The organism is Candidatus Ruminimicrobium bovinum (assembly GCF_902760015.1).
GTDB lineage: Bacteria > Elusimicrobiota > Endomicrobiia > Endomicrobiales > Endomicrobiaceae > Ruminimicrobium > Ruminimicrobium bovinum.
This window is the reverse complement of record NZ_CACWEU010000067.1, coordinates 1-15,428: the sequence shown is the minus strand read 5'-3', so window position 1 is coordinate 15,428 and position 15,428 is coordinate 1. Positions and strand designations below refer to the sequence as shown.

Genomic DNA, 15,428 nt, shown 5'->3' with positions numbered 1-15,428 from the left:
GATCTCCAAGGACCTGTTTTAAACTGAGCTGCCGTTCCGGCTTCTACTATTCCGCCTGCAGGAAGTTCTGCAGCTGTTGGTTTTTTTTCTTCGTTTTTCATTTTATTCTCCATATATTTGAAATCTTTTTTTACAAATTATGAATTTTTTACTTCGTCATAAGCTCTTTGTATTGAAGTAATGTTTCCGTCTATAACTTCCGGTTTGCTTCTGAATTTAACTTCAAGTTTTGCTCTTGTATCTTTTAAAACACCGTCGATATCAAGTGTGCCGATAACTTTTACCAAAGCACCTAACATCGGTGTATTAGGCCTGTTTTGACCGATTGTTTCGTTTGAAATTTTTGAAGCATCTACAACGTAAACCTGTTCTTTTGCAATACCGAGTTTTTTTGCCATTTCTTCTGCAGAAAAAGAGGTATTAACAATAACTTTACCTTGTGTTCCAACACCTTCGGTAACATCAACCGCTTCAATTAGGGAAGGGTCTAAAATAACAACATAGTTAGGTTCGGTAACCGAACAATGAACCGTTATGGGTTCATCACTAACTCTGTTAAAAGATTGAACGGGAGCCCCCATTCTTTCAGGACCGTATTCAGGGAATGCCTGAATGTATTTTCCTGTTGATAAGACGGCTTGTGCAAATAACAATGCTGCGGTTTTTGCACCTTGTCCGCCCCTGCCGTGCCAACGAACTTCAATCATCTTTGACATCTTCATGCTCCTTTATTAATTTATTACTTGTAACTGATAGCTTAAATAAGTTTAAAACGAAAGGTCAAAACTAAGGTTGAAAAAATAAAACATCGATATAGTTAATAAACTATTAAATGTTTAACAATTCAACAATTTATACAGATGAAATTTTATCTATTTAAAAAATACAAGTCAATAAGTTTAGTGTTATAAAACTTTTTTATCCTTTTCTAATTTTTTTATCTTCATTGGTATTGTGATATAACCCCTTCATTATGGTTAAACTCATTTTATTATTTTTTTAACTAAAATTTGCCTTGTTTATTTCAATCTTTAAATCTTTCAATTTATATTTTTGACAATACGGAGAATATTATGTAAAATCAATAAATATTTTAATATCAGGAGTGTAAAAATGGCAATAATAAAAGGTTTTAACGGTATAAGATACTCAAAGGTAAATATAACTAACGAAATATGCCCCCCTTATGATGTTATAAGTCCGGAAGAAAAAGTAAAATTAAAAAAGAATTCAAAATATAATATGGTTCAGCTTGAACTTTCCGATGCTTGCGGTAAAAGAAATAAATATGCACAGGCAAATTTTTTGTTTAAACAATGGTTAAAAGACGGTGTTTTAAAACAGGAAGAAAAACCGTCTATTTATTTTTACGAACAAACATTTAAAGACCATGGCAAAAAAATGACAAGAAGAGGTTTTTTTGCAGCATTAAAAATTGAAAATCCTCACGGCGGTGCGGTAAAAGCCCATGAGAAAACATTGGCAAAACCTAAAGCCGACAGATTAAGTTTATTAAAAGCGGTTAAAGCAAATTTAAGCCCTATTTTCTTACTATTTAATGATGATAAAAACAAGATGGTTAATTTATGCAAAAATATATCAAAGAAAAAAGCAACCGCTGTTGCAACCGATAAAGAAAAAACCGCACATAAATTATGGGCTATAGATGATGAAAAAATTATAAAAGAAGTTGAAAGAACATTAAAAAACAAAAAAACTTTTATTGCCGACGGGCACCACAGATACGAAACAGCTTGGAATTATTTACAATATATAAAAAGTAAAGATAAAAACTTTTCCGACAAAAAAGAATACGGCTATGTGCTTGCTTATTTATGTCCTATGGAAGATAGCGGAATTTCCATTTGGCCTACACACAGGGTTATTGAAGCACCTAAAAACATTGAAGAAAATATCGAAAAATATTTTAATGTTTTACCGCAAAAAGATTTTGCAAAATTACAAAAAGCAAAAATACAACCTATATTGTTATTTAAAGATAACAAATACAGAACTTTGGTAATTAAAAATGAAAATTTATTAAAAAAAGCAATGCCTAAAAATTGTAAAGCATTTAGAAATTTAGGTGTGAGTATTTTGCATAATATTTTAATACCTAAGGAACAGGTTGCTGCAGATAAATATATTTATGTAAAAGATGATAAGGAAGCAATTGCACTTGCCAAAAAAACTAAAAAAATTGCAATTTTAGTTCCCGCAACACCTGTTGAAGCAATAAAAGAAATTGCATTAAATAATGAAAATATGCCGCAAAAATCCACATATTTTTTCCCTAAACTTGCAAGCGGTATAATTATACATTCGGTTTAATTACAATGACAAGTTTGGTTATAGACGTAAGTTTAATAGTTTTGTTTATTGTGTTTATCCATATCGGTTTTGAGGTTGGTTTGGTTCGCAGTTTTTTTGCTTTTTGTGCAGGTTTTATTTCAATAGTTCTTGCACAAAATTATCCCGTACAGGCAGGTATAAATTATTATCTTATTTTTGTTGTAAGCGCAATTGTTATTTACCTTGCCGGGCTTTTTATTGTGCGGGTTATTAAGTTTTTTTATTTAACATTGTTTGATAAATTTGCCGGTATAGTTTTAAGTGTTTGCATTTGTTTTATGCTAACGGTAAATTTTGTTTTGCCGCAAATAAAAAAACAAACAAACGGTGCAAAAACAACGGTAGGTAATTCAATACAAAAAATATATTACAATGTTTCATCCGTAATAAAAAATTAATAAATATTAAATTTAAGGAGTAATCGTGAAGAAATTAAAATTAGGTTTTCCAAAAGGCAGTTTGCAGGATTCAACTATTGAATTATTTAAAAAAGCAGGTATAAAAATAAATGTATCGTCAAGGTCATATTTTCCTACAAGCAATGATGACGAACTTGAAATAATGCTTGTTCGTTCGCAGGAAATGGCAAAATATGTGCAGGACGGTGTTTTTGATGCCGGGCTTACCGGTTTTGATTGGATATGCGAATCCGGTGCAAAAGTAAAGGAAGTTTGCGAACTTAAATATGCAAAGTCCGGTTTTCGTCCCGTAAGGTGGGTACTTGCCGTTCCTAACGATTCAAAAATAAAAAGTATAAAAGATTTGCAAGGTAAAAGAATTGCAACGGAACTTTTAAACTATACAAAAAAATATTTTGCAAAAAATAAAGTAAAAGCAAATATTGAATTTTCTTGGGGTGCAACAGAAGCTAAAGCAGGCAAACTTGTAGATGCAATAGTTGAACTTACCGAAACAGGTTCGTCGCTCAGAGCAAATAATTTAAGAATAGTGGAAGAATTGTTAACTTCAACAACACGGCTTATTGCAAATGCTGCGGCTTGGAAAGATGCTTGGAAAAGGGAAAAAATTGAAAACCTTTCAATACTTTTGCAAGGAGCATTAAATGCCGAAGGTATGGTAGGTTTAAAAATGAATATGCCGTTTAAAATTCTACCGGAAGTTGAAAAAATATTACCTGCATTAAAAAAACCTACAATTTCAAACTTAAGCGATGGTAATTGGATAGCATTGGAAGTTATTATTGAAGAAAGTGTAGTTAAAAAAATAATTCCGGCACTTAAAAGAGCCGGTGCACAAGGTATTATAGAGTACCCGTTGAATAAAATTATTTATTAAAAATAAAATTTAATTTGTTTTTTTAACTCAGTAAATAATAATTTTGTATGTATGTTTGTTGAAAATTTCACAAATTTTTCACATTTAGCGGTTGAAATTTTAGATATTTGTTGTATAATTCAGTAAGAAGTTTTCGTTAAATAAATTTTTTGGAGGGATAAATGAAAAAAACTAAAAAGTTTTTGGTTGAAGTTAGCAGTAAAAAGTTTGTAGCATTAATTGTGTCGATGCTATTTGTATTAAATATTGCAAGCCCTATTTTGGCAGCTACGCAGGAAGATCTTTTGGGTCCTGCTACTCAAGATATGGGAGTTCAAGAACAGGCACAAGGTAATACAAATGAAGATATTACTGATAAAGATTTAAAAGATGCAAATTTTACTGTTGCTGCGTTAGAACAAAATTATGGTGTGAGGGTTGTTGGTCATCAGCAAGCTTTTGTGCAAGAATATACTTCTCCTTCAAACAATTGGGTTGAACCGTCTAGTTCTGGTCATATAGGTGATTTTGTATTTACTAAAAAAGGGATAGATCACTTAGTTAATATTGGGTTATTATCTCCGGAAAAAAGAGATGAAATTTACAATGATATAAGAGCTCAGAAAGCACAATCTCAAATATCTTCAGTAACAGTTTCAGAAAATAATCCATCTGTAGATGCACCGGTGCGCTTTAAAAATGAAGATGGAACATATTCTTATTTTGCAGTAATTAATGTAACAATTAACAATACACAGGATACGGCGTTGGTTGAAATAGACAAAGATACATATATTAAATTGGCAACTAATGCAGCCACAGTGTCATTTGAATTTAATACATCAAACATACAAACAAATAATAATATCAATGGTAAATATGTAATAGATAAGTCAAATGTAAAAAATATTAATTATGGTGAAGCAATATCTTATAACTCTTCTTTTGAGCAAAAATTTTCTTTATTGGATAGAGTCGTATCACTTATAAGTAAAGCAAGAGAACTTGTAACGGAGGGATTTAATCTTGTAAAAAATGTTTTTTTCCCAAATAGAAACAATAATTCTGATACTTCCACAGAATCTCCTGCTGTAGTTGAAACCCCAGCAGAAACCCAACCTGCAGCAACTTCAGCAACTGATGAATTGCTTGTAAGCAAGGGTATGTCGTTAGCATATATTCAACAAAACTATGGTATTGAGTTTTCAAGTTTTTCACAAGATCAAATAGAAGATGCAATAACTAACGGATATATAAATAATGATAATCCTGAGGCACTTGAATATTTATATGTTACAGAAAAAGGATTGGAAGAATGGGATGTCTTAAAAGATGTTAAAGATGAGATATATCAAGAAATAAATGCCTCTACAGAAGAAACTCAACCACAACAATCACCTGCAACAGATCCTCAAGTAGTAGGTGTTTTGGTTAATTCTTATGAGAGTATAGCTAATAATGCTGATCCTTCAAAATCAGTTGTAAGTGGGAATACAATAATATTACTAGACGCAAATAATAAGGCTTTAGCAGCTATTGAAACACAAGGACTTAATTCTGAACAAAAAATAGCATTAAAAAATAGTTTGGTAGATGCAACAACAGAGGATGAAGTTAGAGATATAATATCAAGCCAAGGTGCAAGTATTAAAAGTATAACTTTTTATGATAAGAATTTAGTATCAAACGCCAACACTATGTCGGATGTAAATAATCATGCAGATACTGTAAATGTAACTGTAGAACAGTCTTCTTCTGTTGTAGAGGTTATAGCTTCAACAGATTCGCCAACAGGTTATTATGCTGTGGTTATGTCTGATATTGGTGAACATTCGATGAATCAAAGGGTTCTTGTTGAAGTAAGTGAACAATTTGCTCTTGATTATAACAATGGAGACGATATAATAGATGCGCAAATTGAATTTAAATCTACAGAGATTGAAGCAAAAAAAGTTGGTGATAATATTGTTATATCAAAAGAAAATGTGGAAAAGATGAGTATTTTTCAACAAAATGTAAATATAGACGAAAAAAAGCCAGTATATGCAACAGCAATGATAATAGATACTACACTTGCTATTTTAGGGGTAGGTGATAGTCTTTTAGGAGGAGTTCCAATATTAGGTTTAACTTCGGAGCAAATAGGAGAAATTGCACAAAAAATAGAAACAACATTATTAAGTGCAATGAATGCTGAATTTTTTACTCAATTGGCACAGACAGTTAAAAATTTTAGAGCACAAAATGAATCTCAAACAGAGCCGGCAAAGACAGTAACAGTAGAAGAAAGCGAAGAACAAATAGATGCAGGTCAAAATATTGAAGCAGAAACAAAGGAATACGCTGAATTGGATTTTCCTAGTGTTAATGATGCAAGTATCACCGTTTCAAAAAGTAATACTAAAACAGAGAATGGAAAATATTATTTACAAATAACCAATAGCAGTGATTGGAATATCCTTTTAGAAATTAGTAAAGAAGATTATAATAGAATACAGAATAGTGGTTCAACAACTATAACGGTAAAATTTAACACAAAACAGATTAGTGCAACACAACAAGATGATGGTACATATATAGTACCTAAAGAAAAAAATGTAGTTGATACCATTAGCGTAAATGTTGCAATTTCAGATTATAAAAAAGCAACATCTACATTAAACGGTAAAACAACAACAACAGAAACCTGGACAGATGAATTTGGACAGGCTCATAAAAAAATATCAACATCATGGACTGATGGTAATAAAGAACATTATAATTATACCGAAACTGTAACAAAAGACGGAAAAGAGGTAAAAACAACTACATTTAGCAGAACAATAGATAATAAAAAGAAAACGGGTAGCCAAACAACAACTACAATTGATAAAAAAACCGGTAATAAAACCGTAACAACGGAGGATATAACAGTAACAGAAAAGAAAGAGACGAAAAACAAGGGAAAAGCCAACGAGACAACCACCACCACAAAAACATTAACTTATAAAAACAGGGTTCAAGTTACAACGGATAAAAACGGTAAACAAACAAGTAAAAAATTGGATAATAAAGTAGTAACCAAAACCACAACGAAGAATAAAAAAGGTGAAAAAATAATAACATGGGTAACAAAAGTAGGTGGTGTAATAACCGCAAAAACAACAGAAAAAAGAGATAGCAAAGGAAATGTAAAAAGTAAAGTAACACAAAGTTATAAAAACGGTAAACTTGTGAAAACAACAACAAAAAACAAAGCAACTTTAACACATCCAAAAACAACTAAGGACTCAGCAGGAAATGTTACACATTATGACGATAACGGTAAAGCAACATACACGGAAATGAAAAGCGGTGATATTAAGTTCTATGATACAAACGGTAAATATGTAGGAATTATAAAAGCTGCGGATTTTAATTTAAAGAATTTTACTCCCCAACAGAAAAATAAAGTTATAAATAAGTTTATGGATGGTAGAAATAGCGCATCATTTAAAGCAGCGAAAAAACTTGCAGAACAGTATAAAGAAGGAAATAAAATTTGGGCATGCTTTGGTGATGGTGCTGCAGGATACACAAGTTTTGATGTTAATTATGATTCCAAAACAAAATCTTATATTTTGAAGGCAGAAGGCAAAAACGGGTACACTATTGAAATTTCTTTCCCTGCAACTAATAGCAAAGGGAAAGTAACTGATGCAAGCAAAAAGGCAGCCAAACAACTTGCCAATAAAATTGGTAATTTGATTTTAGATGCAAAAACTCAAAGAGACCTTCAAGAAGGTTTAAAAAATTATAAAGTTACCTTTAAGAAAAATGGTAAAGTGGTAGCTGTAAAGAATAAAGATAATGTTGAAATGACTTTGAAATAGAGATGTTACCTTAATATAAAAGCAACCCTAATTAAAAATTAGGGTTGTTTTTATTTATATAAAAAATTGTTTTTGCAAGTTAAAAAAATTGTTAATTGTGTTAAGATAATAATGGTGGGAATTTTATAATGCTTATTATCATAAAAGTTAATTACAGAAAAAATATTTGCAGCTTTTTGCGTATTCTAATAAAATAATATAAAATAATATAAATGTTTAAAAATATTTATAAGTCGGTTAAATTTTTTATTGTTGAATTAACAAAAGTTGTAATGAAACAGGATGTTTTCGGCTCAGCTGCGGAAATGTCATATATGTTGACATTAAGTGTTTTTCCGTTACTTCTTTCCTTTATGGCAATTTTTTCAATTTTAGGTAAAAGCATAGTTGTTAATGAAGCTTTAAATACACTTTCTCAATTTGCTCCCGATGAAGTTATGGCTGTTATTCAAACGGTTTTAAAAGAGGTTACGTTACTAAAAGGTTACTCACTTGTTGCGATTATAGGTTTTTTAACGACTTTATACCTTGCGTCGAATTCAATATCGGTTATTATAAAATGCTTAAATAAATCCGATAAAATTAAAGAAACAAGAAGTTTTATTCATACAAAAATTTTATCGATAGTAATGGTTTTTATTTATATGTTCTTCTTGTTTTTTAGCGTAAACCTTATTGTTTTCGGACAATCTATTCTAAATTTAACTACAAAATATATTCATATTATTCCGATAGAAATATCTCAACTTATTTTATTTTTAAGATGGCCCGTTACATTTGTTTTAATTTTTGTTTTGGCGGCTATAAATTATTATATTTTACCGGCTAAAAAGATTAAAATAAAAGATGTTTTTCCGGGTTCGCTGTTTTTTACTGTTTCTTGGCTGATAATATCTTGGCTTTTTTCAGTGTATATAAATAATTTCGGCTCGTATAATAAAGTTTACGGTTCAATTGCGGCATTTGCAATTTTAATGATTTGGCTTTATTTTACATCAATCATTATTTTGGTAGGCGGTGAAATAAATAATTTTGCTGTTTCTGATAACAAAAAAGTTGATATTTAAAACATAAAATTATAGAATTTATGAAAAATAAAATAAGGAGAGTTAAATGAAAAAATTATTGGCATTACTTTTTTGTGCAGTTTTTGTAAGTGCATGCACAACACCCGGAACAAAAACGGCTATAGGCGCAGGTGCAGGTGCTGCATTAGGTGCAGCAGCAGGTGCGGTTATTACGCATAATACCGGAGGAAAAGCAGGAGAAGGTGCAATTTACGGTGCTTTGGCAGGTGCTGCGGCAGGCGGCTTAATCGGTAACTATTATGATAAGCAGGCAAAAGAATTGGCAGCAATTGCAGATGTTAAAAAAACAGAAAACGGTATAGAAGTTACATTGAAGAATGATATTTTGTTTACAACCGGCAGTGCAGAATTATCAGAAGGTGCAAAGAAAACACTTACTGATTTAAATAAAGTTTTAAAGAAATATCCTGAAAACATAATTCAGGTTCAAGGTCATACCGATTCTACAGGTTCTGCTTCTTTCAATCAAACATTATCTGAAAAAAGAGCAAAAGCAGTGTATGAATTTATTGTGGCTAACGGTTTAAAAACGAGCGGTTTAACTTATATCGGTTTTGGTCCTAACCAACCTGTTGCTTCAAATGATACTGCAGAAGGCAGAGCAAAAAACAGAAGAGTTGAATTGAAAATTACCGCAAACAAAAAATTAGTAGAGCAAAACAGACAATAAATTTATTTGATTTTTATATAAAAACGGCAAAAAGTTATTTTATTAATTTTTTTGCCGTTTTTTTTGTTTTTTTATGAGTCCTTGTTTTTGTGCTTTAAATTTTACTGGACAAATCTTCCTTTAAAAATATTTCAAAATATAGTAAAATATCCAAGAGTATATTTAAAATTTAAAAATATTAATTTAAAGAGTTTTTTAGGGGGAGTTATGTTTAAAAAAATAATATCCGTATTTGTTTCTGTTCTATTTATTTTTTCGGTTGTAACTGTTGATTTAAAAGCTGCAACAATTCCTTTGTCGTCTGCAAATTCAATGGATGTTTTTAAAATAAACGATGCCGGTATTTTAAAAAACTTTGCAAAAGTAACATCATTAAAAAATTTTAATTCGGATATGGTTGTTTTAAATATTCAGGATTTTCACATGCACCCCGGTGTTCAACAAAACATAAATTCTATTATAAAAGCATTGGTTGATAATTATTCGGTAAAAAATGTGTACCTTGAAGGAGCATATGATACGGTAAACACAAATTGGCTTTCAAATATAGCAAATCCGGACTTAAAAAATGCAATTATAAATCAATTGATGAAAGACGGTAAACTTACGGGTGCGGAAATTTACAGCGTTAATAACGATAAACAAAATTTTATTTTGCCTTTGGAAGATAAAAAATTACATAAAGAAAATATCGGAAGACTTGCAAAAATTCTTGCAGATAAGCCGGAAGTTTTAAATAAACTTGATAAATTGGAAAAAGAACTTTCAATCTATCAAAAAAAATATTTAAGCACTAATAATAAAAATTTCACGGAAGTCGTTCAAAAACATGATGCAGGTAAAATTGATACGGGTAAATTTTATAAGTTGTTGTTTGCTTACATGAAAAAAAATTCATCTGTATCAAACGGTCAATACGGGAATATTATAGAAATGAGTGCTTCCGATTACCCGAATATAAATAAATATTTAACCGCTTATCAGTTACAAAGTAAAATAAAATTAAAAGAACTTTCAAAAGATTTAAAAACATTAATGGAAAGTTTAAAAAAAGAAATTTCTTATGAAGAATATACAAAAATTGTTAAAAACACAAATAACTTTTCCGATTTGGATGCTTTAATTGCTTCGTTAGTTGTTTTACCTTCCGAATATAAACAAAAATATGCCACGAAACAGTTACAGGATTTTGTTGAAGCCACAAGAATTTATAAAGAAATTAACCCCATTGAACTTATTAATGAAGAACGTTCTTTAATAGAACAAATAAGAGGTGCGCTATCAAAAAATAAAGCCGAACTTGAAATTTCGTTCTTAACTGATTTTTTTAAATATTTTAAAGATTTTATGACAGCAAATATTTCTGCGGATAACAGACAATACTTTTCCGAAAAAGTAGATTCTTTTATAAATTTGTGGAATAAATATTCCTTTTACAATAAGCCGATGTTGGAACTTGTTGAAAAAATGCCGCTTATAAATGAATACTATGATGTTAACGATTACAGAAATAAAGTTTTTATTGAAAAAATAAATATTGGAAACCGTAACTCTTCAAATTCGGAACTTCCAATAAGTTCGTTTTCTTCTTTAATAGACGGTAAAAATATTGTTGTTGTTATAACCGGCGGTTATCATACAAAAGGTTTAACCGAGCTTCTTTTAAAAAATAATATTTCTTATGCGGTTATTACACCGACCGTTTCCGGAGATACGGGTAATACTTATGAAAAATATGAATCTGCCGTTAAGGAAGAAGCTAAAATAGCTTCTCAAACGTTGGCATCCGCTGCAATTTCTTTAATAGGTTTGGAACAAAGTTATGTTATTGATTTATTAAAACAAATACAAAAAGATAATAATTTTAATTTGGATGACGTGGTTCGATTTATTGAAGTAATAAATACGACAAAAGAACAAAAAATAAGTTATGAATACGATAAACAAAATCAAAAATTACAACTTTCCGACGATAATACACAAATAATCATTACAAAAGAAAATATAGAGGTAAATTCGTTAAGGCAACAGCAAAGTACCGAAGTAAGTTTTGATTCTGCAAATATATTGAAAGAAATAAATAAAAATATAAAAGTTTTCTCTTCGGCTTTTTCATTTTTCAGCACCGGTATTTTTTATCCGAATTTATTCGAAACATTAGACGGTTTTGAAACTTTTTTAATTGAAAGAAATTTAATGCCTTCAATTACAAACGGACTTATTTATGAAATAGATAGGGATGAACAGTTTAAAGAAGATATGCTTAAACAGGACGAAGATGCTTTAATAAAACTTGCCCAAAAAACTTACAACGTTCAATATGAGATACTTGCAAAATATTATAAAGATAAGGGTGAAACTATCGAACAGGATGAAGACAATGCAGAAAGTTTGAAAGAAGTAATAAATGAAATGGAAACATTAAATTCAAAAGGACAATTGTTATCGGAAACTGATGATATAGATTATGTTGATGAATTAAGGCAGCTTGAAAATTCCGTAATGGGAAAATTAAATTATAAACCGAATTATGCTGTATATGCAGCAGGTGGCAGGATAGGTCAACCTGATGTTTGGAAATTGGCTGAAAGACAAGATGTTGAATTATCGATGATAACCGTAAGTCCGAGATTAAGTAAAGATGAAATTCCTTATTCCGTAAGCCATGACAGCGGATTGAAAATTCAAACGGATAATAAAGGTGTTCACGGTGATTTTGACGGAACGGTGGAATGGTATAAAGATAATGAATTAACCGGTGAAGATATAAATAAATATAAAGGTAATAATGCTTTTGTAGGTTATTTAAAGATGGTAAGTAACAAAACCGGGAAAGTATCAAAAGTTGCAGTGTTTCAAACATATAATCCGGAAGATGTTGATTTTAGTAATCTTTTGGTTTTAAACACATCCGGCAAATATAAGAATGAAGAAGAAGCCGAAGTGTTTTTAAAACAAGGTGCCGATATGGTAGTATTGTCGGCTCCGGGAGAAATGCCGACATATACAAACGGAACAAGGGAAGCATATAAAGGGGAGAAGATATTCAGCGGAGCAAGTTGTTCGACAAATGCTTTACAAAGTGTATTGTTGCCGATAAGCGAAAACGGCAGAATAGAATCTGTTCGTTTTGGAGGAGCACATTCAAGGACGAATTCCGAAGGAGATAAAGAATACGGTTTTGAACCGCATTCCAGCGGAGCATTTAAAGCGACGGTAAAATTGCCGGGATTACAATATTTGAAAGGACAGATAATAGGAAATGTAAACAGAATAAGTGATGTGATGGACGGTTCGATACTAGATGTAACGATACAATTGGAAGAGCCGATAAAAGGCGGAGCAGAAGAAGTAAACAGACTATTGTGGAGAGCAAGTCTGGGTAAATATAAAGGGGTATTGGGCTATGAATTGTTGACATCAAATGTTTCCGATATTGTAGGCAGAACCGAAGCAGGAATAGTACAGGCAGACCAAACTATGGTAAGTGCAGACGGGAAAACGGTTCAGCTTGCGGTATGGTACGATAATGAAGTAGGATATGCTAATCAATATTTGGATTTATCTTATTATGCCGGTATGTATGGAACAATGAAAGATAATATGATTAAACTTTTAAAAACAGCTGAAGTAAATACAAAAAAACTTGAAAATAAAGCCGTAACATTAGAAGATATTTATAAAGTATTCAGAAAAGATGTTATGACTAACAATGCTAAAATGGCAATAGTGAAAGACGAAGCCGATAAAGGAAATGAAATTGCAAAAGGTGTATTGAATTTAAAAACCACATTGTCACAAAAAGATATATTAAATGTTCCCGAAGGTCCGGTAGAAACTTTTGTTAGTGAAGATTTATTGGCAAGTGCAAAAGCAGGCGGCTATGCCGTAGGTGCATATAATATGAATAATTTGGATCAGCTGCAGGCAATAGTTAATGCTGCGACGGAAGGAACAAATACTCCTTTAATGATAGAAATAAGCGAAGGTGCTTTCGGTTATAGTGCGGATAACCCTATGGGAATGGAGAAATTTAATTATTTGGTAGAAACATACAAAATGATAGCAGCAACAATGCCCGGCTCTGAAATGATATTGCATTTGGATCATGCAAAAAATATTGATGTGGCTAAAAAAGCCATAGACATGGGGTTCAGTTCGGTAATGCTTGACTATTCAAAAGAAGAAATTTCTAAAAACAAAGAAGCAACGAAAGAACTTGTAGAATATGCACATAAAAAAGGTGCAAGAGTTGAAGCTGAAATCGGTGCCGTAGATTTGGGTGATCAAGGTTACACAACGCCGGAACAAGCTTTGGATTTTGTTAAAGCAACAAATGTTGATTCTCTTGCAATTGCAGTCGGAACGGCACATGGAGCAAATAAAAATAATCCTCAATTACAGTTTATGTTAATATCCGAAATTGCTTATGAACTTTATAAAAACGGAATAAAAACTCCTTTGGTTTTACATGGTGCTTCTGCAGTTCCTCAAGATTTAATAAAAAGGTTTAATGAAGCAGGCGGTGAAAAAGAAAATGCAAGCGGTGTTCCAATGAATGATACAAAAGCCGCAATTAAATGGAAAACTTTGCTTGATGAAGCCAGAGAGGATATTGAGAAAAAAGCAAAACAAGATGAAAAATTTGATTATGTAGCAGCAAGAAATAAATTTGAACAAATAGAAAAAGAAATAACCGATAAAGGTTTATTGGAACAAGGTGTAATATCAAAGGTAAATGTTGCAACCGATGTTTTGGTTGCAGGTGCTGTCGGTATGAAGGAAGCAATTCAAGACGGCAAAGGTGTAGACCATATTGCCGAACAACAAGAAGCGGCACAGCTTGTCGGCGGTAAAATGGCAGCTTTAGGTTCTCGTGGAATGGTAGGAGATACAAAAAAAAACAAACAGAAAGTAACATTGCCCGAAAAAGCAACAAAAACGGTAAAAGAATTGATTAACAAACAAAATGTAAAACAATACAATATCGGTTCTGTTGAAGAAATACAAGCCGTTATAAATAATTCGAAACCGGGTGACAATATAGTATTTACGGTAGATGAAGATACCGCAAAGAGATTTAATTTTATCGGTTATAAAAATACTGAAAAACAGCAACAATACAATGCTTTGGTTTTTGCAATAGAAATTGCCGCACAAAATAATAAAGACATAAACATTGCGGTAAATTTAATAAAATCGCAAGATATTGACAAAACATTGACGAACATACTGAAGAAAGCATATCAATATAATGAAAAAGAAAGTGCATTTGAATTGAAATTGGATAAATTAAGCAATAGTGAATTGGTTTATTTATCAGGTGCAATTAAAGACGGTGCAATAATGGATTTAAAAGAAATTGCAAATGATATAACGGAAAAATTTCATAAATATCAAAATGATAAACACGATGTTCGTGATTGGGGCAAACAATACAGAAATATAATTTGGATGCTTTTGGAAAATATAAATAACGGAAATATTGAAAATTATATCAGCAGAGAGGACAGTTTTGAAACGATAGACGAGGTTAGTGATGAAGTAGGTAAACTTGATAACCAAAGAAAAGAACTTGTCGATGAAACTGATTATATTGAAGAATTAAGAGTGTTGGAAGAAAAATTAGGCAATAATGTTAGCGGTAAACCGAATTATGCGGTATATGCCGCACTTGGCAGAATAGGTCAGCCGGTTGTATGGAAATTGGCTGAAAGACAAGACGTTGAATTGTCGATGATAACTGTAAGCCCAAGATATATAGGAGGAAAGGCAAAAGAAAATTTACCGAAAGAAATAGCACACGACAGCGGTTTAAAAGTTCAAAAAGATAACAAAGGAGTTCACGGTGATTTTGACGGAACTATACAATGGTATAATGTCAATGAATTGACTTATGACGATATTAATAAATATAAAGATAATCCTGCTTTCGGCGGTTATTTAAAAATTGTAAGCAACAAAACAGGAAAAGTATCAAAGGTAGCGGTGTTCGGAACATATAATCCGGAGGATGTTGATTTTACCGGGAAAACGGTATTAAATACATCCGGTAAATATAAAACAGAAGAAGAGGCGGAAGTATTTATAAAACAGGGTGCGGATATGGTGGTATTATCGGCTCCGGGAGAAATGCCGACATATACAAACGGGACAAGGGAAGCATATAAAGGGGAGAAGATATTTAGCGGG

General features: G+C 31.4%; 8 protein-coding genes. 7 read left to right on the top strand and 1 reads right to left on the bottom strand.

Features of this window, described 5'->3' with window-relative positions; genetic code table 11:
* Positions 1–137: 137 nt before the first annotated feature.
* Complete coding sequence (locus tag ACMUOV_RS02440) at positions 138–716, bottom strand: 2-oxoacid:acceptor oxidoreductase family protein (RefSeq protein WP_413853454.1); 579 nt, start codon at positions 714–716, stop codon at positions 138–140.
* A 397-nt stretch (positions 717–1,113) separates the two neighbouring features.
* Between ACMUOV_RS02440 and ACMUOV_RS02435 the strand changes: the two genes are divergently transcribed.
* The 7 genes from ACMUOV_RS02435 to ACMUOV_RS02405 all read left to right on the top strand — a co-directional run.
* Entirely contained in the window at positions 1,114–2,331 is a 1,218-nt protein-coding gene (locus ACMUOV_RS02435) for a DUF1015 domain-containing protein (RefSeq protein ID WP_413853452.1), read from the top strand.
* Between the two features lie 5 nt (positions 2,332–2,336).
* Positions 2,337–2,750 (top strand): hypothetical protein, encoded by a 414-nt coding sequence (locus ACMUOV_RS02430; RefSeq protein WP_413853450.1) that lies wholly within the window; start codon positions 2,337–2,339, stop codon positions 2,748–2,750.
* Positions 2,751–2,775: 25 nt separating this feature from the next.
* Positions 2,776–3,648 carry an ATP phosphoribosyltransferase gene (gene hisG / locus ACMUOV_RS02425; protein WP_413853448.1) on the top strand — a complete coding sequence of 291 codons (873 nt, stop codon included), beginning with the start codon at positions 2,776–2,778 and terminating at the stop codon, positions 3,646–3,648.
* A gap of 161 nt (positions 3,649–3,809) precedes the next feature.
* The gene (locus ACMUOV_RS02420; protein ID WP_413853446.1) at positions 3,810–7,478 is read left to right on the top strand and encodes a hypothetical protein; all 3,669 of its coding nucleotides are present in this window, start codon (positions 3,810–3,812) and stop codon (positions 7,476–7,478) included.
* Positions 7,479–7,690: 212 nt separating this feature from the next.
* A complete protein-coding gene (locus tag ACMUOV_RS02415; RefSeq protein ID WP_413853444.1) occupies positions 7,691–8,545 on the top strand; it encodes a YihY/virulence factor BrkB family protein in 855 nt (284 codons plus the stop codon).
* 46 nt (positions 8,546–8,591) lie between these two features.
* Entirely contained in the window at positions 8,592–9,236 is a 645-nt protein-coding gene (locus ACMUOV_RS02410) for an OmpA family protein (RefSeq protein ID WP_413853442.1), read from the top strand.
* Between the two features lie 207 nt (positions 9,237–9,443).
* Positions 9,444–15,428: class II fructose-bisphosphate aldolase (locus ACMUOV_RS02405; protein WP_413853440.1), on the top strand; the 5,985-nt coding region annotated here is incomplete at its 3' end.

Excerpts from the sequence above, each read along its gene's own strand:
- ACMUOV_RS02440 (WP_413853454.1), bottom strand. The coding sequence starts at position 716 with ATGTCAAAGATGATTGAAGTTCGTTGGCACGGCAGGGGCGGACAAGGT.
- ACMUOV_RS02435 (WP_413853452.1), top strand. The coding sequence starts at position 1,114 with ATGGCAATAATAAAAGGTTTTAACGGTATAAGATACTCAAAGGTAAAT.
- ACMUOV_RS02430 (WP_413853450.1), top strand. The coding sequence starts at position 2,337 with ATGACAAGTTTGGTTATAGACGTAAGTTTAATAGTTTTGTTTATTGTG.
- ACMUOV_RS02420 (WP_413853446.1), top strand. The coding sequence starts at position 3,810 with ATGAAAAAAACTAAAAAGTTTTTGGTTGAAGTTAGCAGTAAAAAGTTT.
- ACMUOV_RS02415 (WP_413853444.1), top strand. The coding sequence starts at position 7,691 with ATGTTTAAAAATATTTATAAGTCGGTTAAATTTTTTATTGTTGAATTA.
- ACMUOV_RS02410 (WP_413853442.1), top strand. The coding sequence starts at position 8,592 with ATGAAAAAATTATTGGCATTACTTTTTTGTGCAGTTTTTGTAAGTGCA.